This is a genomic window from Bacillus paranthracis, assembly GCF_024296885.1.
Lineage (GTDB): Bacteria > Bacillota > Bacilli > Bacillales > Bacillaceae_G > Bacillus_A > Bacillus_A paranthracis.
The window spans coordinates 2,705,424-2,725,364 of record NZ_CP101135.1; the positions used below are offsets into that span (position 1 = coordinate 2,705,424).

At 36.0% G+C, this 19,941-nt stretch carries 17 protein-coding genes; 6 read left to right on the plus strand and 11 right to left on the minus strand.

Going from position 1 to position 19,941, the window contains the following annotated elements; all coding sequences use genetic code 11:
• Window positions 1-374 precede the first annotated feature (374 nt).
• Complete coding sequence (locus tag NLJ82_RS13950; protein ID WP_001260252.1) at window positions 375-1,421, minus strand: DUF2332 domain-containing protein; 1,047 nt, start codon at window positions 1,419-1,421, stop codon at window positions 375-377.
• A gap of 380 nt (window positions 1,422-1,801) precedes the next feature.
• On the opposite strand from NLJ82_RS13950, the gene NLJ82_RS13955 reads away from it, so the two are divergent.
• Entirely contained in the window at window positions 1,802-3,304 is a 1,503-nt protein-coding gene (locus NLJ82_RS13955) for a malate:quinone oxidoreductase (RefSeq protein WP_000069168.1), read from the plus strand.
• A gap of 44 nt (window positions 3,305-3,348) precedes the next feature.
• On the opposite strand, the gene lsrB is transcribed toward NLJ82_RS13955, so the two are convergent.
• Genes lsrB through NLJ82_RS13975 form a run of 4 tightly spaced genes read right to left on the minus strand, consistent with a single transcriptional unit; the run spans window position 3,349 to window position 7,806 of the window.
• The gene (gene lsrB, locus NLJ82_RS13960) at window positions 3,349-4,392 is read right to left on the minus strand and encodes an autoinducer 2 ABC transporter substrate-binding protein LsrB (RefSeq protein ID WP_000823639.1); all 1,044 of its coding nucleotides are present in this window, start codon (window positions 4,390-4,392) and stop codon (window positions 3,349-3,351) included.
• Entirely contained in the window at window positions 4,389-5,378 is a 990-nt protein-coding gene (locus NLJ82_RS13965; RefSeq protein WP_000878514.1) for an ABC transporter permease, read from the minus strand. Before NLJ82_RS13965 ends, lsrB begins: the two co-directional genes overlap by 4 nt.
• Window positions 5,375-6,328 carry an ABC transporter permease subunit gene (locus NLJ82_RS13970; RefSeq protein ID WP_000827495.1) on the minus strand — a complete coding sequence of 318 codons (954 nt, stop codon included), beginning with the start codon at window positions 6,326-6,328 and terminating at the stop codon, window positions 5,375-5,377. The genes NLJ82_RS13965 and NLJ82_RS13970 overlap by 4 nt, the downstream gene beginning before the upstream one ends.
• Window positions 6,325-7,806: a sugar ABC transporter ATP-binding protein gene (locus tag NLJ82_RS13975; protein WP_000432618.1), complete on the minus strand. Its 1,482-nt coding sequence runs from the start codon at window positions 7,804-7,806 to the stop codon at window positions 6,325-6,327. Before NLJ82_RS13975 ends, NLJ82_RS13970 begins: the two co-directional genes overlap by 4 nt.
• 197 nt (window positions 7,807-8,003) lie before the next feature.
• On the opposite strand from NLJ82_RS13975, the gene NLJ82_RS13980 reads away from it, so the two are divergent.
• From NLJ82_RS13980 to lsrF, 4 genes are read left to right on the plus strand one after another with little or no spacing between them, the layout of a single operon-like run.
• Complete coding sequence (locus NLJ82_RS13980) at window positions 8,004-8,951, plus strand: sugar-binding transcriptional regulator (RefSeq protein WP_000192721.1); 948 nt, start codon at window positions 8,004-8,006, stop codon at window positions 8,949-8,951.
• Window positions 8,936-10,498, plus strand: coding sequence for an autoinducer-2 kinase (gene lsrK, locus NLJ82_RS13985; RefSeq protein WP_000018822.1), 1,563 nt, complete (start codon window positions 8,936-8,938; stop codon window positions 10,496-10,498). Before NLJ82_RS13980 ends, lsrK begins: the two co-directional genes overlap by 16 nt.
• Window positions 10,499-10,523: 25 nt before the next feature.
• Window positions 10,524-10,886 (plus strand): cupin domain-containing protein, encoded by a 363-nt coding sequence (locus NLJ82_RS13990; protein WP_000909989.1) that lies wholly within the window; start codon window positions 10,524-10,526, stop codon window positions 10,884-10,886.
• A gap of 6 nt (window positions 10,887-10,892) precedes the next feature.
• Window positions 10,893-11,675 (plus strand): 3-hydroxy-5-phosphonooxypentane-2,4-dione thiolase, encoded by a 783-nt coding sequence (gene lsrF / locus NLJ82_RS13995; RefSeq protein WP_000219758.1) that lies wholly within the window; start codon window positions 10,893-10,895, stop codon window positions 11,673-11,675.
• 124 nt (window positions 11,676-11,799) lie between these two features.
• On the opposite strand, the gene NLJ82_RS14000 is transcribed toward lsrF, so the two are convergent.
• The 4 genes from NLJ82_RS14000 to NLJ82_RS14015 form a co-directional block, all read right to left on the minus strand.
• Window positions 11,800-13,038: a ComEC/Rec2 family competence protein gene (locus tag NLJ82_RS14000; protein WP_000780637.1), complete on the minus strand. Its 1,239-nt coding sequence runs from the start codon at window positions 13,036-13,038 to the stop codon at window positions 11,800-11,802.
• A 353-nt stretch (window positions 13,039-13,391) separates the two neighbouring features.
• Window positions 13,392-13,718, minus strand: a complete 327-nt coding sequence (hmoA, locus tag NLJ82_RS14005) for a heme-degrading monooxygenase HmoA (RefSeq protein WP_000469503.1) — start codon at window positions 13,716-13,718, stop codon at window positions 13,392-13,394.
• Between the two features lie 96 nt (window positions 13,719-13,814).
• Entirely contained in the window at window positions 13,815-15,035 is a 1,221-nt protein-coding gene (locus NLJ82_RS14010) for an MFS transporter (RefSeq protein ID WP_000768247.1), read from the minus strand.
• Between the two features lie 51 nt (window positions 15,036-15,086).
• Window positions 15,087-16,130, minus strand: coding sequence for an ArsR/SmtB family transcription factor (locus NLJ82_RS14015; RefSeq protein ID WP_000454573.1), 1,044 nt, complete (start codon window positions 16,128-16,130; stop codon window positions 15,087-15,089).
• Window positions 16,131-16,294: 164 nt separating this feature from the next.
• Between NLJ82_RS14015 and NLJ82_RS14020 the strand changes: the two genes are divergently transcribed.
• Entirely contained in the window at window positions 16,295-17,488 is a 1,194-nt protein-coding gene (locus tag NLJ82_RS14020) for a NupC/NupG family nucleoside CNT transporter (RefSeq protein WP_000273598.1), read from the plus strand.
• A 51-nt stretch (window positions 17,489-17,539) separates the two neighbouring features.
• On the opposite strand, the gene proA is transcribed toward NLJ82_RS14020, so the two are convergent.
• Window positions 17,540-18,787, minus strand: coding sequence for a gamma-glutamyl phosphate reductase (proA, locus tag NLJ82_RS14025; protein WP_001006654.1), 1,248 nt, complete (start codon window positions 18,785-18,787; stop codon window positions 17,540-17,542).
• 31 nt (window positions 18,788-18,818) lie between these two features.
• Window positions 18,819-19,922 (minus strand): glutamate 5-kinase, encoded by a 1,104-nt coding sequence (gene proB, locus NLJ82_RS14030; protein ID WP_000744724.1) that lies wholly within the window; start codon window positions 19,920-19,922, stop codon window positions 18,819-18,821.
• Window positions 19,923-19,941 lie beyond the last annotated feature (19 nt).

The following is a 19,941-nucleotide window of genomic DNA, read 5'->3' on the forward strand; positions in this document are numbered from 1 at the left end:
AACAGATATATTAATACGACTTAATATACTGTTATTAAAACTCCTTACTCCAATACTATCAAATTCTTATTCTTAATTCTATATTTTATAAGTCGCCTTATCTTCTATAAACGTTTCATGTCGTAATTCCCGCCAAAAATAAACTTACGATTGCTAAAAAATGAAGATGAATTTGAGGATTATTCTGAGAAAGATGAATATAGAATATTATTTGAAACGAGAAGAAAAAAGTTACCGATATACAACTTGGCTTAGAAATCCCTCATTTAATAATTACATTAGAAAAATGAAATCATCACTTTGATTCCCAATCAGTTTAATAAAAAATAGCTAATGGAATATCTCCATCAGCTATTTTTTATTTTGAAGAAATACTAACAAGGCATCTTCTTCCCAAGCTTCCAGCTAAACCATCTCCCATGCCCTTCCGTTTCTCCAACCGTTTCACGATATTCGTTTCCGTTAATATAATAATCAATATGAAAGTCCCGGTCCCACATGTTGTTATAAAGATGGAATACATCACGCTTTGCACCGATTTCTTGGATTTGTTTTTCTAGCTTACGTTTTACTTGTTCAGGTATTTGATTGGCGACGTGTGTATGAAAAATGCAGATAACAGCATCTTCACTTATTTGTTCAATAATAGATGGTAATAACTCTACACCGTCTCCTTCTATTAATTGAACAGATTTATTTTTTACTAAAGATGCAGCTTGGTCAAAGAGTTCAAGCCTTTCCTTATGTTCTGGCCAAACAAGTGCACGTAGCCATAAATAATCTTCGTTACTATGTAAATCATTTACATGTAAATCTAGTCCAATTCTTTCTACGACAGGTGGACTTTCTTTTAATAAATGAGGCACATTCTCCCCTCTTATTTCAGAAGTTACATGTACATTCGAGTTTATATTTCCGTACGTTTCATCTGTACCGTACGAATAGCTATATTGGTCCCAAAATAATTGTAATCCAGAACTTGTCCCAATTTCTATTAACGCTAACGGTTTATTCACTTTGTTAAATATGTAACTGAAACTTGGATATAAGTACGCACATCGTCTTACTTCATTCGTTTGAACGAGTTTCGTTTGTAATAAATTAATCATTTCTTCTCTGTACATTTTACAGAAATCTTTAAAATGATCAAAAGCTTGATCTAAATCCGTATTAGCATGTTCAACTAAGCTACTATAATACGTTTTTACATGATGTTCTTTCCCTGCTAACAATAAATAATGTACTGCACCTAATAATAAGTTTGGGACTGGTTGACCTACCTGAGCATAGGACGATAGTGTAAGTACTTCCTCATCTTCAGCAATTTTCATTGATAAATATTCATATAAGTCACTTGACCCTTTACATTCCTTTATTGAAAAATTTCGAAATAAGTTTGCGATTTGTTCTTGTGTACGCATGTGTATCCCCCTTTTTAATATTCAGAATAATCATACAATAAATTTTTAAAAAAGTCCCATAAAAAGGTATCCTTTCTACCGACTTTTGGATACGTAAGCTTTTTCGAGATAATTTCAAACTGTAATTTTTTTCTATTCATTAACTGAAAAGTGCTTGTTAAATAAGAATTTTGGCAAATAAAGCGTTAAATATTTTAAAATTATCAGATAACACTAGATATTTTAGTCTATTAATTATTATAATAGAGTATGAGATGGTTATACAATTGAGACAAAAAAGGTAAATACCTAGGTGGGGCCTAGGCGGTGTTTTCTTTTTACGGCTTAGACACAGTAAACACCTACTCTTTTTTGCCAATATAGGGGATGGAGAGATTATCATGAGCAACATGCAGCAAAAAACAGACGTTATCTTAATTGGTGCAGGAATTATGAGTGCAACGTTAGGCTCATTGCTAAAAGAATTAGCACCAGAATGGGAAATTAAAGTTTTTGAAAAACTCGCAAGTGCCGGGGAAGAAAGCTCTAATGAATGGAATAATGCAGGTACAGGGCATTCTGCGCTATGCGAACTGAACTATACTTCCGAAAAATCTGACGGATCTATAGATATTAGTAAGGCTGTAAAAGTGAATGAGCAATTCCAGCTTTCAAGACAATTTTGGGCATATCTTGTAAAAAGCAAATTAATTCGTAATCCACAAGATTTTATTATGCCTCTACCTCATATGAGTTTAGTACAAGGTGAAAAAAATGTGCAGTTTCTAAAAAACCGTTTTGAAGCGCTTTCAAAAAATCCACTGTTTCAAGGAATGGAGTTTTCCGATTCTCCTGAAACATTAAAAAAATGGCTTCCACTCATTATGGAAGGTCGTACATCTAATGAGCCTATGGCGGCAACGAAAATTGACTCTGGAACAGATGTTAATTTTGGTGCATTAACACGAATGTTGTTTGATTACTTAAAAACGAAAAATGTCGAGCTAAACTACAAACATAGTGTTGAAAACATTAAACGCACGAAAAATGGTTTGTGGGAAGTGAAAGTACACGATATGAATAGTGGTAAAATTGAGCATCACACTGCTAAATTCGTCTTTATTGGCGGCGGTGGCGGTAGCCTACCTCTACTTCAAAAAACTGGTATCCCTGAATCAAAACATATCGGTGGCTTCCCGGTAAGTGGACTATTTATGGTATGTAAAAACCAAAAAGTTGTAGAGCAGCATCATGCGAAAGTGTACGGTAAAGCTAAAGTTGGGGCTCCGCCAATGTCTGTACCTCATCTAGATACGAGATATATAGACAACAAAAAAGCATTACTGTTTGGGCCATTCGCAGGCTTCTCACCTAAATTCTTAAAAACTGGTTCAAACCTTGACTTAATTGGTTCTGTAAAACCAAATAACGTCTTAACAATGTTAGCTGCTGGTGTAAAAGAAATGGGACTAACAAAATACTTAATTCAGCAAGTTATGTTATCACACGAAAAACGTATGGAAGAATTACGCGAATTCATTCCGAACGCTAAAAGTGAAGATTGGGATATTGTAGTTGCTGGTCAGCGTGTACAAGTAATTAAAGATACTGATGCCGGCGGTAAAGGTACACTTCAATTCGGTACAGAAGTTGTTAGTGCGGCTGATGGATCAATCGCGGCGTTACTAGGTGCATCACCGGGTGCTTCTACTGCCGTTCATGTTATGCTTGAAGTATTAGAAAAATGTTTCCCAAGCCGAATGGTAGAATGGGAAGGAAAAATAAAAGAAATGATTCCTTCTTACGGCATTTCACTAACTGAAAATCCAAGATTGTTCCAAGACCTTCACACTTCTACAGGTCGTACCCTTGGATTAAATGAAAAAGAAACAGTTCATAATTAATGAAGAAATAAAAACGTCCGATACATTCGGACGTTTTTTCGTTACTAGAAATTATATTTTTCAATATTATCCTTTGTAAATACGACTCGTTCTGGTAGTACGATAATTCCGTTCCCTTCTGCCTCATAGTCATATCCTTGAATGGAGTTTGGCTCTACTTTTACTTTTCCAATTCCTTTTACTTCGAAGCTATCCCCCACTTTTAACTTCTTCCCTTTTACAACAATTTCATTTGCAACATACGTTGCGAGTGCACCTTGTTGTTTTACATCCCATAAACCAAATTGTGCTACTGTTCCTCGTTTTACGTAATCACGCATAACGTTTGGTGTAGAGAAGCCCGTTACGACAACCTTTTTATCCATTTTTAAATTTTCAGCTGCTTGTGCCATTGCCGGAAGTGCCGTTGCATCTGGACAAATGACTGCATTAATATCAGGATACGTTTTTAAAATATTCTCTCCTACTGACAAAGACTTTTGCGCATTATTTTCACCGTACTGCGTCGTTACAATTTCCCAGTTCGGATATTTCTTTTTAATAATTTCTTTCGCTTTCGTTACCCATTGGTTTTGATCCGTTACTGTCGGGCTAGAATAAAAGAATGCTACTTTTCCTTTATCTCCAATTTGCTTTGAGGTCATTTCTATTAATAAATTAGCAAGTTGGTCTGGTGTTCCTTGGCTGATATAAAAGGAACGGTCTTTCGGATTCACATCAGAATCCCACGTTAAGACAGTCATTCCTTTTTTCTTAGCACGTTGCAGTGATTGTGATAAACCATCTACTGATGTAGAAGAGACCATAAGTGCATCATAGTTTTGGTTAATAAAATTATTTATATACTTTACTTGCCCTGATACGCTTGCTTCAGACGGTCCATCATATTTCACTTGTACGCCTAGTTTATCCCCCATCTCTTTTGCTCCTTCACCACCTGATGTAAAGAAGCCAACTCCAGTTAATTTTGGGATAAATGCAAATTTCACATCATCAGCTTTTTTCTTATCTGTGGTTTGACTAGAACAAGCGATTAAACCGATTAAACAAATACATACAATGAATACAATCCCTAGTTTTCTCTTCATGACATTTCCCCCTTATGCAAATTCTTTCTTTTCCCCAGTGTGAATTGATGTAATTTGAAATGTCTCATAATAACTGAAAGAATAAGAATCATACCAATTACTACGTTGGATTGTTCATTTGTTAAACCCGTCATTTGCAAACCATACTGCATGAGCCCAATAAAAATACTCGCTAGTACAGTACCGATAATGCTTCCTTTTCCCCCTGTAATAAGTGTCCCGCCTAATACGACTGCTGTAATGATTGGTAAAATTGTTTCACTTCCCATATCAGCACGTGCGGAACCAAAATATGCGGTTAAGAAAGCACCTCCTAATCCACCTCCTAACCCGGAAAGTATGTAAGCGATAATGACTACTTTTTTCGTTTTAATCCCGGTGTATTTTGCTGTATTCTCGTTCGCACCTGTTAATTTTACATGGCGCCCGTATATAGTTCGGTGAAATAATACAGTAAATAAAACTGTTAATACGATCAGTAGCCATAATAAATTCGGTATTCCTATAAAACTACCGTTTGCCAGTTGTACAAATGTGTCAGGTAAACCGCTTATTCCTTCGTACCCAGAAGCACCTGCTCCTCCTGAAATGACGAGTGCAATTCCTCCGTATAAAAACATCGTTCCGAGTGTAACGACGAGTGGTTCTACATCTGTCATTTTTATAATGAGTCCGTTTATAGCGCCTGCTAAACAACTAATTATTAGGACGATTATGACAGCAAACAAAATAGATATTCCGTTCATCCAAAGTACACCGATCAAGATCGAAGTGAGACCCATTATTGAGCCGACCGATACATCAATTCCTCCTGTTACTATAACGAAAGTCATTGGTATCGCCGCAATTGCGATAAATAGGAAATCATTTGTACTAAAAAGGAGATTACTAATATTTAAGAAATCACTATTGATTAAACTAAAGAGAATGAATTCTATAAGAAGCAATACAATTAGAACACCTTCCCATCTGTATACATACTTCATAGATTCATCCTCCTTTCTGCCTTCCACTTTTTCATAACACTATCCAGTATGATGATAAGTAATAATAAAAAACCTGAAATAGCATTATTCCAAAATGCTGGTATTTTTAGAAAGACGAGTGAACTGCTTATTGTTTCTAAAAAGAATGCTCCTAATGCAGCTCCAAATAAAGATCCTGTTCCTCCTTTTAAATGAACTCCCCCTAGTACAGCAGCTGCGATAACCTGTAGTTCTATCCCAGTTCCTGTTTGATTAGGAACGAATCCGATATTCATAACAAATATGCAACCAGCGAGCGCAGCACTTATGCCTGAAATCATAAACGCACATATTTTCACTTTATTAATAGGTATACCAATAAGTCTCGCGCCATCTTCATTATCACCTACCGCATAAAAGTATCTTCCAAATGGCACCTTCCTTAAAAAGAAGTATAGTAGTAGTAAAATAATAAGAACGAACCATACAGTTATAGGTAAACCAAAAATGACGATAGATGACAGCTGCTTAAAATCGTTTGGAATATCTTCAATCCACTTCCCGCCTGTAAAAATTAACATGGCACCCCTAATAATTCCTAACATGCCTAATGTCATAATAATGGCCGGTACCCGAAATTTTGCAACACCAATTCCATTTATAAAACCGAGAATAGCGCCAAGTATAATAGCAGCAAGTATGGACAGAGATGCATGATATCCATCATTTAACAACATTCCGCAAACTGCTGCACTTAACCCCATGCTTGAACCAACTGATACATCTATATTTTTCGTAAATAAGACGAACGACTGGCCAATTGCTAACACGACTAAAATAACGCTTGATTTCACCATTAAAGATAACGAGTTAAATTGGATAAAACTAGGATTTATCATTCCTACAATAGCTATATAAATTAGTAGTAACAGTATGATAGACGTTTCATGCATTTTTAACATACGTTTCATTCCGCTACACCTCCGTATGCAAGGCGTGTAACTTCATTCACACTCAGTTGTTCTTTTTCCATATGAGAAACAAATCGTCCATTTCTCATTACATATACACGGTTTACTAATTGAACAATTTCTTCAACATCTGAAGAGATTAATAAAATTGCGAGTCCTTCCCTTTTCATTTTTTCGATCGTCTCATAAACTTCAAGCCTTGCTTTCGCATCAATTCCACGAGTCGGCTCATCCAGAATAATAACTTTAGGATTACATGCGAGATACTTTGCAAGCACGACCTTCTGCTGATTACCTCCTGATAAAGATGCCAGTTCTTCATTCATATCCTGTACAACAATTCGGAACTGTTCTATAAACGAATTAACTAAAGCGCTTTCTTTTTCTTGATTTATAAAAAAGCGATTATTTTGCTGTAAACTTGCTGCTGCAATATTTTCTTTAACAGAAGCAATTGAAAAAATGCCATTCCTCGCCCTATCCTCCGGCACATAAACTAGTCCTTCGTCTAGCCTTTTATGCAAAGAACACGTATCAATTGATTTTCCACCCAATAAGATAGACCCTGATTTTATAGTTTTCAATCCAAATATCGCTTCTGCTAATTCCGTTCTACCGGATCCTATAATGCCAGCAACACCTACAACCTCACCCGCATGTACAGTGAATGATATATTTTCGAATGCGTGACCATTTATATCAACCACTTCTAATATTTTTTTCGTCTTTGCTGTCTCTTGAACTACTTCTATTTTCTCTTTCTGTTTATATCCTTTTGGCAATAGTCCCTCCATTAACATGTCATATGTATAGTCACATACATCACCTTGGCTTACAACCATTCCATCACGTAGTATTGCTACTTTGTTGGCAATTTCAAAGATTTCTGGAAAGCGATGCGTAATATAAATCATCCCAATTCCTTTTTCTTGTAAACTTTTCATCAACACAAAAAGACTCTTAATTTCGTGTGTTGTTAATGTCGATGTTGGTTCATCTAGAATAAGAATCTCAGCTTCTCTTATTAATCCTCTAACGATTTCTACTAACTGTTGTTGTGCAATCGATAATGTTCCTCCTAGTTTATTAAGGTCAATATCCCATCCTAAGCTGCTAATCAATTGCTCAATCTGTACTCTTAATTTCTTTTTCTTTTCTTTTAACCCGATACATATATTTTCTTCAATAGTCATATGCGGAAAAATGAGTGGTTCTTGCGGTATTAAATACATACCTTTTCGGTGTGCTTCTGACGGATTTGAAAACTGTTGCTTCCTTCCTTTTACATACATCTCTCCATCATCATACGAATATAACCCCGTTAATATTTTCATTAATGTTGATTTCCCGGCGCCATTTCCCCCCACTAAAGCGTATATATCTCCGCGCTCTACTTGTAAGTTCACTTCTTTTAATACAAGTTGATTTAAAAACGCCTTACTCATTTTCTTTACTTGTAATAAAGGTACGTTCTCCACATGATGTCACCTGCCTTTATACAGAACATTTTTTGAGAAAATAATTATTTGTTCTACTTGTTTTGTAGCATTGTATATTCCTTTTTTTATATCTAGAACACTTTTTTCTACGTACTATTAATCGCTTCAACTGGAATAAACAAAATATATGGTACATATGTTTAAGCTGTGGTCAATTGTTGAAAGGGATGAAGAGTATGACTCAGCTGAACTTTGAAGAGAATTTATTAACGAAAGTAGCTTGGTACTATTATAAGGACCAATTAACACAACAGGAGATCGCTTCACTTCTTCATATTTCAAGAAATAAAGTCGTCCGGTTATTAGATAAGGCACGCAGTGAAGGCATCGTTACATTTCACGTAAAAGGGACTGGTTTGCACTGTTTAAGTATTGAGCGTGACTTAATGAAAAAGTTCTACTTAAAAGATGCTTTTATTATCCCGACCCCAGTAAACAATTATCACGATTCTCTCGGAAAAGCTGCTGCACAATATTTAGAAACTCAGCTCCAGCAAGGAGATTTACTCGGTATTGGCTGGGGAGAAACCATTAGCAAAATGCTAGAAAACATTCATTTTGAAAGTTCTATCAACCTTTCAATCGTAACGCTAACAGGCGGGGTAAATCACTATCTCCCGAGAAAACAAAACTATTTACATTACATGCAAGGTGATCTTCACATTATCCCTACGCCGTTTCTAGCGTCTACAACCGAAATGGCACAAAGTATTCTATCAGAACCGAGTGTAAAAGATATGCTTCATGTCGCTTCACTTGCTCATACGGCTGTTGTCGGTATTGGAGGACTATCTCAAGACGCTACGATTGTAAAGAAAGAAAAATTAACACTACGTGAGATGACATATATTCGTAGTCAAAACGGCGTAGGCGATATTTTAGGACAGTTTTATAATACAAATGGCGATTTATTAGAGCTCTCGCATCACAATCGTCTAATTGGCACGCCTCTCTCTATTTTGCGCAATATGAATCATGTCGTCGGTGTTGCTGGAGGTACAGAAAAGATAGATGCAATTTATGGTGCCTTAAAAGGAAAGTTTATTCATACATTAATTACCGATGAGGAGACTGCCCTCTCCTTATTACGAAAGGATGGTGATTGTTCATGTCCCATTTATTAGCTTTCGATGCTGGTACAGGAAGCATTCGAGCAGTTCTTTTTGATTTACATGGTAATCAAACTGCAGTAAGTCAAAAAGAATGGATTCACAAATCTGACCCTCGTTATCCAGGCTCTATGAACTTTGATGTAATAGAAAATTGGAAGCTAGTACAAGAATGCACGAAAGAGGTTCTTCAAAAAAGCAATACCCCTGCCTCTTCTATTCTTGCTATTAGCGCTACAAGTATGCGGGAAGGATTTGTTTTATATGATCAAGATGGGCAAGAAATATGGGCCTGTGCAAATGTTGATGGGCGTGCATCTGCGGAGGTTAGTGAACTAAAAGAAATTCGGTCACATCTTGAAAAAGATTTATATACAAAGTCTGGTCAAACTTTTTCATTAGGTGCTTTACCCCGCCTACTTTGGATTAAAAAACATGAACCTGACGTCTATAATACTATTCACTCTTTTACAATGTTAAACGATTGGATTTTATATAAACTGAGCGACGTGCTGCAAATTGATCCTTCAAACGGTTGTACGTCTGGAGTCTTTGATTTACAAAATAGAAATTGGGATAACGATGTAGCTAAAGAGTGTGGTATAACTTTGCCATTTTCACCAAAAGTAAATGAAGCTGGTACAGTAATTGGCAACGTTACAAAAGAGTGTGCAGCATTAACTGGATTACGTGAAGGAATTCCTGTCGTAGCCGGGGGCGGAGATGCTCAAATGGCATCGCTCGGAACTGGAGTTGTGAAACCGAATCAAACATTAATATGCGGAGGTAGTTTTTGGCAACAAGAAGTGAATGTTACTGAGCCAATAATAGATCCACAAGCTGCGATTCGTATAAATTGTCACGTCGTACGTAACCTATGGCAATATGAAACGATTGCCTTTTTCCCAGGCCTCGTTATGCGCTGGTTTCGAGACGCTTTTTGCCAAGAAGAAAAGAAACTTGCTGACAAACTTGGTGTAGATGCTTATGAATTACTAGAAGAACAAGCGAAAGACGTACCTGTCGGTTCACATGGCATTATCCCTACTTTTTCAAACGTTATGAACTACATTTCTTGGCGTCATGCCGCACCTTCTTTTTTAAATTTAAGTTTAGACGCTGACAAATGCGGAAAAAAAGAACTATTTCGTGCTATTGAAGAAAATGCCGCCTTCGTTACACTTGGCAACTTAAAATTAATAGAAAATCTAACTGGTACATTCCCTTCTGAAGTTATTTTTGCTGGCGGTGCCGCTAAAGGAAAACTATGGCCACAAATTCTATCAGACGTCCTTGGTATTCCTGTAAAAGTACCTGTTGTGAAAGAAGCAGCTGCTTTAGGAACTGCAATTGCTGCAGGAGTTGGTGCTGGCATATATGCATCTATGGAAGAGACTGCCGAAGAGTTTGTACAGTGGGAGCAAACATTCGAACCAGTTACTGAAAATCACGAACTATATAAAGAGTTCTATAAAACATGGAAAACTGTATATGACAGTCAGCTCACTTTAGCTGATAACGGGCTCACCTCACATATGTGGATTGCGCCTGGTGCACTGTAACACATTACATAAAGGAGTGAACTGTATGCTAAAAGCGAATGAAAATGACTTCTCCTATCGCTTCGGTGATAACGGGCCGAAATATTTAATACAAGGTCCGAATATTGATCTTGGCCTTGTTGTCATTCAGCCTGGGCAGGAGTTTCAAAACCATTATCATACGACGTGCGAAGAGGTCTTTTATGCATTAGAAGGTGAAATAGATTTCTATGTAAATAACGAAAGAGTTCCAATGAAACAAGGTGATGTCCTGCAAGTTCGTCCTCATGAATCTCACTATCTTATTAACCATTCTGACAAACCTTTTAAAGCGGTTTTTATAAAGTCACCACACTTACCAAATAAAGATACTGTTCAAACGGAAAATCCAACATTAACGAAGGAGTGATTTTGAATGACTTGGGGATTTAAAAATCGATTAAATACAATTTTACCTGATGGCAGAGCGGTTATGTTAGCAATAGATCACGGCTACTTTTTAGGACCAATTCACGGGCTTGAACAACCACTTGAAACAGTTAAAAACTTACTTCCTTACACAGATTCCCTCTTTTTAACGCGAGGTGTACTTAACTCCTGCATTCCTGAAAACTGCAGCACACCGATGGTTATGCGTGTATCAGGCGGAGCTACTGTCGTCGGTAAAGACTTAGCGAATGAAACAATTGTTACCCCTGTAAAAGAAGCAGTAAAACAAAATGCAATTGGCGTCGGCGTATCTGTTTTCGTCGGATCAGACTATGAAACACAAACAGTTACAAATCTCGCAAATGTAGTTTCAGAAGCTCACGATTATGGTCTGCCAGTACTTGGCATTACCGCAGTTGCAAAAGAACTGCAAAAACGTGAAGCTCGCTTTTTAGCACTTGCTTCCCGTGTATGCGTTGAAATGGGTGCTGACATTATTAAAACGTATTACTGCGAAGGATTCGAAAAAATTACAAGCACTTGCCCTGCACCAGTCGTCATCGCGGGCGGCCCAAAACTAGATTCAATTGAAGACGCATTAAACATTACGTATAACGCCCTGCAAGAAGGTGCAATCGGCGTAGATATGGGCCGCAACATATGGCAATCCGAACATCCAGCTGCGATGATTCAAGCGATACATGGGATTGTGAAAAATGGGTTGAATGTGAAAGAGGCGTTGGAACTTTATAATGATGTAAAGAACTAATGTAAAGGGACAGACTATATATTAGTTTGTCCCTTTACAACTTTCATAAACAAGTGTCTCTTCGTTTTCACTAATTAATCTGATGTACAACACTTAAAACTCATTGCTGATAGAGTGTACTTATTTACAACATCTGTTCATAATCTCTTTTATGACATTCCGTACAATGAAATGATTTTTGATTCATAAAGAAATTATGTATTTTATTTTGTGGTAAATTCGTATAACGAGCTGACTTAGTTGATATACACCCTGATGCCAATGAAACAGTGCTCCAAAGAGCTTCATCAAATTTCCCAGCATTACCTCCATGGTGCGGAACAACCATTACATACGGTTTTTCTATCTTTGAATTTGAAATTACTTTATAGATTTGTCGATAAGAATGATCTCCTGTTAATAAGCCTATAGAATCATTTCCTTCAACAGAAAGCACAATACCACTTTGATTTATATTACTTCCATCAGTTGAACGAAATAACTCAAAATTATTTATCTTTCCTTGAGAGATCAAATCTATCCTTCTTCCCGTTTTAGGAGAAGGTTTAATGATATCAATTCTTATACCTAATGATTTTAAACGATTTAAAGCTTTATTAGCTTGTAGAGTATTCGGAATTTTAGATGGGGCAACTAAATTCTTCATTAATTTCAATTCTACATCATTTAAATCTAATATCCCTCTATAATGATCCAAATCCCAATGACTAATAACGGCGTAATATGGTCTATCTATATTTACTTTATTAAGGATTTCATTCATTTCTTCATTACTAAACTTTACATCTCCACCTAAATCATAAATTAAACGAAACATACTATATCTAAAAAACCAATCAAAAAACTCGCATTTCAAATCCCCATCACAATAACATCGTCTTCTTTCAACTATCTCGTTCCAATTTCCGCATCCAACATCTTTAACAATTAACTCCAAATTACCAAATTTCTCTTTTTTCTTCATGTCTTTATATAACTTAGACTCAGTAAATTTTTCAATCATTTCAAATTCCCTAATAATCTCTTTTGTCGTTAGAAATTGTTGAAAATTTAGTTTTGCAGTACTTTTTTGTTCTAGGTAAAATCTGATTAGTCTATTTTCCCTTCCTTCTTCTTCATTTAAAATTCTGAATTCCTCAAATATACAAGCTGGTATATCGTACCAACTCCCTGCTCGCGGACCTTTATATGCCTCAAATTTCATTTTTTGAAAGTGCAAAAGTGTCTTCGAAGATTCTCTTGAAATTTGCACCTCTAAAAGTTGTGCTACCTTTTCTAAATCCGCCATTGAATTAAAATCCAATATAATATCGTATGTTTTTAATTTATTATTAAAATTTACCTTTTCACAATATAATTTCATTTCGTATCTCCTAATTATTTTGATGTATTTTTAGCCGTTAATTCATTTAGTAAAACCACTTCTTTTATCATTTTACTTCCGTCTAATTATAAAATCTAGATATTAAGTTTCTATATCGGACAAATAACTACTAGCTATTAAAAATATGTCTAAATCATTTAGACATATAAACAGGATATATCTCAACTAAAGTATGTTACTCAATAAGAATATTCAACGTGCTTAAATTTGAAATTCAGTTAGATTAAAAAGCGTTTTTAATGGGATTTATTCCCTTTCCAAACTGGATAAGGGGCTATAAAAGAGGATATTTGTTTATTAATAAACAAATATCCTCTACCTTTACATATATATTACGACTGTTGATAAGCCGCTTTCGATGATTTTACATAATAAACTGCATGATCCACATTAATAATATGATCTGGTTTTGGTTTACCACGGCTCGCTCTATGTCCAGCTAAATGTTCTTCACTTGTTTCCCAGTTTTTCCATGCTTCTTCAGATTCCCAGCGAATCATAACGACTACTTCTTCGTCGCCGCGTCTTACTTTTTTCACAAGAACACTTAAATCAATAAAACCTTCAAACTTTTCAATAATACCTTCTCCAGTAAAACGTTCTACAACTATATTTGATGTACCTTCTTTTACTGTAAATGTTTTCGTTTCGATAAACACATATCCCACTCCTTCATTGTAATACGAATACTACTATACTTCTATTATAGTTGATTATGATAATTATTTTCAATTATAAAGTTTAAATTTTTCGAATTATGCTGTTTTCTCTTCAACTGCCCCATCTAAAAATTTGAAATATGGGAGTAAGATTCCGATTAAAGAAGTGACACATATAATTGAACCGATAATAAAGTATAGTGCTCTTACTCCCCACATTTCACTCAAAATCCCCCCTACTAACACACCTAATGGCATAGCGGATCGTATGAAAAATAATCGCACCGAAAATACTTGTCCTATCATATTGTTCGGAACTGATTGTTGGCATATCGTCGTATTATAAACATTGAAAAAGGCAATACAAACACCTGCAACTATTTCAATTATTACCGCTATTACAATACTGTGGTTAAAACCTAGTGAAATGTATGTGAGCCCCCCTATAAACAATCCTCCAAGCATAAATATACGCCGGCTTTTATATGTTACTTTTCCGACTAGTATAGTTCCAACTACATAGCCAAGTGGGAATCCGGCCATAAAATAACCATATTCCGCATATCCCGCTGATAGCTCATCTTTTATATAAGGAAGATTTGTAACCATCGTTACCCCAACTCCAAATTGCACGAAAGTAAGAAATATACCGAGCCAAACGATGATTGGTTTTGTGAAAAAATATGTAAAACCGTGAAGAAACTGTTCTAGCCACGTTTTCCGAATAGGTTTCGACGTTCTATTTTCTTTTATATAAAATAAGAAAGCACCACTAACAAATAAACATATGCATACGAAAGATAATGTAAGTCCTGTTCCAATCAAATGAATGACTACTCCACCTAATACTGGCGCAAGAAACATCATAAGACGAGTCATTCCATCAATGTACGCATTTGCATCTTGAAGTTGTTCTTTCCTTACAATGCTCGGTGTAATTGCTTGATTTGCAGGTGTATAAAGTGGTGTAATAAGTCCCACTACAATTTGAACAACATAAATGTGCCAAACTTCTAAACTGCCGGAAACTAGCATTATCAAAGGTAATAAGAATACGGACGCTCGTATCCATTGTGAAAAAATCATAATCCACTTCCGACTCCATTTATCAATAAATGGGCCACTTATTAATTGCAGTATGAGTGATGGAATGAAATATAATAACCACATACTACTTAAAGCCATTTCCGATCCTGTTAACTCATATACTAGAATTGAATTACATAACGTTCCGAAAGCCCCTCCTAATTCTGAGATTGCACTACCAATCCACATAAAAAAGAACGAACGATTTTTCAATATATGTTTCAATTTCATACACCAACTTTTCTTTTATATTCCTCCCTTTATGTACATTCTTGTTGTATATTATCTATTTAAAAACGCATCTAATTCTTTCGCTAACAATTGTACTGCTTTCTTTCTTAATACATATTTTCCGTCATGTATATCCACTAACTTCGCCGCACGTAACAATTTCAAATGATGGTGTATAGTAGATTTACCAAGTTGCAGTCTTTCTGTAATTTCCTGCAATGTTCGTTCTTTTTCGAACAACATTTTTACAATACGTAACCTCGCTTCATCCCCAAGAGCTTTATGCTTTTGAACTAAAAAATAATTCGGTTCATAAGGATCTTCAGGATGGATACTTTCGTTTGCAACTGGATAATGAAATACTTTCGTATCTTCAACATCCGCCTCAATATTCCACGGTCTGTACGTTATTTGCGGGATAAGAAGTACGTAATGAACACTTGGTTCTGGCATATAATGAACGCCACCTGTAGCCCACTCGACAAACTCTTCTGGTTTCATCTTTTTATTCATTTCACTCTTTGCTTCGTAGTCTCGTTTTAATATAGAAAGTATTTCTTCTTCCTCTTTCTGAATAACGCTCTCATACCAACCTGTCATAACAGCAATTAAATGGGATTTTAGCACTTGTACATCAACATCACATATAAAACGAATATACGTAGAGAAAAACTGATGTTCTTGTGTCAGTTCCATTAGTTCATGTATTGCAGTTACGTTTCCACTTGCCGCTAAAGTTCTTTTTTCTTGGTACTTCTCCCCTAAAAACGGTAAACATATATATTTCAAATCTACTTCTGAAAGCGAATCGATTTTACCATGAAACTGTGCTAAGTCCTGAAAATCCTCTTCATACAACAACTGAAGTAACGCTTTCCACGTATTATGTTTTTCTACAAACTGTAAGTGCTCTCTCATTTCTTCTGTTAATGATTGCTTCATTTCTTCCCATTCATTTTGACTCTTTTCAAGTGTATCAATTAACCTCTTATGAGTAATTGCTGCAATGCCAAGCGCACATTCGAAAAGTATCGAATATTTCACTTGAACGTTATAAGTTTCCCTCTTTCTACTCGTTATGTGATAGACCTCCATTTTTATCCCCTCCTTGTTTGCTATATATTAAATTCTATTTTTATCGAATTTTACCTTCCGCATTTTTAGAATTAACAAAATTTTAGTTGAAATACATTCATTCTAAATTAAGAAGAATAGGAGCTTTTTTATATACAAATAATAAGCCTCAAGGAGTTGTTGACATGTATTTCATATTGAATATGTTAGGGATTTTCGTTGTCATATTAATCGTTTTCTTATGTTCGCCTAATAAAAAACATATAAAATGGAGACCAATTGTAATTCTCATCATATTGGAGCTTTTTATTACGTGGTTTATGTTAGGCACAAAGCTAGGCAGTATTATCATTAATAAAATTGCTTCATTTTTCAGTTGGCTACTGGCATGTGCGAATGAAGGAATTCGATTTGCATTCCCTTCTGCTATGGAAAATCAAACAATTGATTTCTTCTTTAGCGCATTACTTCCTATCATTTTTGTTATCACGTTCTTTGATATTCTTTCTTACTTTGGAATCTTAACTTGGATTATTGATAAAGTAGGTGCAATTATTTCAAAGATTTCTCGTTTACCCAAGTTAGAAAGCTTCTTTTCGATTCAAATGATGTTTTTAGGGAACACCGAAGCGCTTGCTGTTGTTCGGGATCAATTATCTGTTTTAAAAGAAAATCGTCTGCTGACTTTTGGAATTATGAGTATGAGTAGCGTCAGCGGATCCATTCTTGGTGCTTATTTATCAATGGTTCCAGCAACATATATTTTCAGCGCAATCCCATTAAACTGTATTAACGCATTAATTTTAGCCAATGTATTAAATCCTGTGGAAGTTTCGAAAGAAGAAGATGTTGTTTATTCACCTTCCAAACATGAAAAAAAGGATTTCTTTTCTACTATTTCCAACAGTATGTTAGTCGGGATGAATATGGTTATCGTTATTTTAGCTATGGTAATTGGATATGTAGCTTTAACAGCATGTTTAAATGGGATTTTAGGATTTTTTGTAACGGGTTTAACAATTCAAAAAATCTTCTCTATTATCTTTAGTCCTTTCGCTTTTTTACTCGGTTTATCGGGCAGTGATGCTATGTATGTAGCTGAACTAATGGGGATCAAAATAACGACGAATGAATTTGTTGCAATGATGGATTTAAAATCAAACTTAAAGTCTTTACAACCGCATACGGTTGCGGTGGCAACGACATTTCTAGCTTCTTTTGCTAACTTTAGTACAGTGGGTATGATTTATGGAACTTACAACTCATTATTTGGCGGCGAAAAATCATCAGTCATCGGGAAAAATGTTTGGAAGCTTCTTGTGAGCGGAATGGCTGTTTCCTTATTAAGCGCTATGCTTGTTGGGCTTTTTGTATGGTAAATAATTTTTAAAATAAAAGACACCCAAACGAAAATTGAGTGTCTTTTATTTTTATTTTCGAATTTGTCCATTACCACGAATTATATATTTTGTGGAAGTTAATGCAGGAAGTCCCATTGGTCCCCTTACGTGTAGCTTTTGTGTACTGATGCCAATCTCAGCTCCGAATCCGAATTCAGATCCATCAGTAAAACGAGTTGATGCATTGTGATACAGCGCAGCAGCATCAACAGATACGAAAAATTTGCTGACGTTTTCCTCGTTTTCTGAAATAATCGCTTCAGAATGCATAGACCCATACGTATTTATGTGGTGAATCGCTTCTTCTATAGAAGAAACTATTTTAACTGCTAGCGTGAGAGATAAAAATTCTGTCCCCCAGTCTTCTTCTGAAGCAAGTACAATTGACGAATCCATTGCCAATGCTTTTTGATCACCACGTAGCTCCACGCCTCTTTCCTTCAAAGAAGAAAACAACTCGCTACCATATTGCTGCGCCCAGTTCTCATGAAGTACAATCGTTTCAATCGCATTACATACAGATGGACGCTGCGTTTTTGCATTTATAATAATATCAAATGCCATTTGTTTATCCGCTGTTTCATCAATGAAAATATGACAATTTCCTGCACCTGTTTCAAGTACTGGAACAGACGCTTCCCTCACAACAGTATCGATTAATTGTTTGCCACCTCTTGGAATAAGAACGTCTAGATAATCATTCATTGTAAACAACTGCTTCGCACTATCTCTCGTTGTATCTTCTATAAGCTGTACACTTTCTTCTGGTAAGCTTGTTTGTTTGAGCGCTCTGTGAATAACGGCAACAATGGCTTTATTAGAATGAATAGCAGAAGAACTACCACGTAATATGACTGCGTTTCCTGTCTTCAAACAAATAGTAGCAGCATCCACTGTTACATTCGGTCTTGCCTCGTAAATCATCCCAACAACACCAAGTGGTACACGCATTTCCTGAATAGATAGTCCATTTGGCCTTTCCCATGCACTTACACATTCTCCTACAGGATCACGTAATTCAATTAGCTGCTTAATCCCTTCTGTCATATCAACAATACGCTGTTCATTCAGCATAAGGCGATCAAGGAGAGAATCAGAAAACCCTTTTGCCTTACCTTCTTCAATATCCCTCTTATTTTCCTCTAAAATATAAGCTGTTTCACTTATTAATTGATTTGCAATTGCAGCAAGTGCTTCGTTTTTTTGATGTGTAGATTTTAGTACAAGTTCCCTAGCAACCTCTTTCGCTCTTTTCCCCTTTGCTAACACTTCATTCATTTTTATTTCCTCCTTTTTAACATCACTATTCTTAAAGTGAAACCCAATGATCCCTATGGATGACTTCATAATTATGCCTTTCGCCTCTTGCTTGAATATGTTGGCTTTGCATACCTTTTATCTCTCTTAATTCCTCTGCGCTATATGTGCATTGTCCTTTTCCAATTACGCGACCTTGTTGCGTCATGACTTCTACAACATCGCCAACTTTGAAAAATCCTGACACATTTGTAACACCCGCAGGAAGAAGACTCTTGCCATGCTGAATGATAGCTGTAGTTGCTCCGGCGTCTATTTCAATTTGACCGCTAACAACCGAATGCAAGGCAATCCATTGCTTGTTCATCTTCATTTCTTTTTGAGGGGCATTTCCGACATACGTCCCGTCACCTTTCCCCTTTAAAACATCAACAAATTTCTCTTGTCCACGTCCTGTACCGATAAATACACTTACCCCAAGAGATAGCGCCGTCTTTGCAGCATCAATTTTTGATTTCATACCGCCAGTCCCAAGTTTTGAGCCAGCATCTCCAGCAAGAGAAGCAATTTCTTCTGTAACTTCAGGAAGGAAATAATATTTTTTCGCATCCTCATTTTTTTGAGGATTTTTATCATATAAACCGTTCACATCTGTAAAAATCATCAGCATATCTGCCGAAACAAGTCCGCTTACTAAAGCTGACAGCATATCATTATCACCGAACGTTAACTCCTCTAAAGAGATGGAATCATTTTCATTAATAATTGGAAGAGCAGAACGGTTTAGTAACTCTCCTAACGTCGCGTAAGCATTACTATATTGTTCTTTTCTAGAAAAATCACTTCTCGTCAGCAATAGTTGCGCAGTAACGATGCCATATTTACGGAATTCCTCCGTGTATGCCTGCATTAATAAACTTTGTCCGACAGCTGCTGCAGCCTGTTTTCCTTTAATTGTTACAGGTCTGCTAGGGTATCCTAGAGCAGAAAAACCTGCAGCAACGGCCCCAGATGTAATTAATAAAACTTCATGCCCTTCCTCTTTCAATCGAGCCAATGCGGCAACATGATCTGAAAGTTGTTCTTTAGAAATGCCTCCATGACTATCCGCCAAAGAACTGCTCCCAATCTTTACAACTATTCGCTGTTTCTTCACTTTTTTATCCCCCAAGTCT

Bases quoted from the DNA above. Each gene is read 5' to 3' on its own strand.
- NLJ82_RS14000 (WP_000780637.1), bottom strand. From the start codon at position 13,038: ATGAAATTATATTGTGAAAAGGTAAATTTTAATAATAAATTAAAAACA.
- proA (WP_001006654.1), bottom strand. From the start codon at position 18,787: ATGAATGAAGTGTTAGCAAAGGGGAAAAGAGCGAAAGAGGTTGCTAGG.
- lsrF (WP_000219758.1), top strand. From the start codon at position 10,893: ATGACTTGGGGATTTAAAAATCGATTAAATACAATTTTACCTGATGGC.
- NLJ82_RS14015 (WP_000454573.1), bottom strand. From the start codon at position 16,130: ATGGAGGTCTATCACATAACGAGTAGAAAGAGGGAAACTTATAACGTT.
- NLJ82_RS13980 (WP_000192721.1), top strand. From the start codon at position 8,004: ATGACTCAGCTGAACTTTGAAGAGAATTTATTAACGAAAGTAGCTTGG.
- NLJ82_RS14020 (WP_000273598.1), top strand. From the start codon at position 16,295: ATGTATTTCATATTGAATATGTTAGGGATTTTCGTTGTCATATTAATC.
- NLJ82_RS13950 (WP_001260252.1), bottom strand. From the start codon at position 1,421: ATGCGTACACAAGAACAAATCGCAAACTTATTTCGAAATTTTTCAATA.
- NLJ82_RS13965 (WP_000878514.1), bottom strand. From the start codon at position 5,378: ATGAAGTATGTATACAGATGGGAAGGTGTTCTAATTGTATTGCTTCTT.
- NLJ82_RS13990 (WP_000909989.1), top strand. From the start codon at position 10,524: ATGCTAAAAGCGAATGAAAATGACTTCTCCTATCGCTTCGGTGATAAC.
- lsrK (WP_000018822.1), top strand. From the start codon at position 8,936: ATGTCCCATTTATTAGCTTTCGATGCTGGTACAGGAAGCATTCGAGCA.
- NLJ82_RS14010 (WP_000768247.1), bottom strand. From the start codon at position 15,035: ATGAAATTGAAACATATATTGAAAAATCGTTCGTTCTTTTTTATGTGG.
- NLJ82_RS13955 (WP_000069168.1), top strand. From the start codon at position 1,802: ATGAGCAACATGCAGCAAAAAACAGACGTTATCTTAATTGGTGCAGGA.
- lsrB (WP_000823639.1), bottom strand. From the start codon at position 4,392: ATGAAGAGAAAACTAGGGATTGTATTCATTGTATGTATTTGTTTAATC.
- NLJ82_RS13970 (WP_000827495.1), bottom strand. From the start codon at position 6,328: ATGAAACGTATGTTAAAAATGCATGAAACGTCTATCATACTGTTACTA.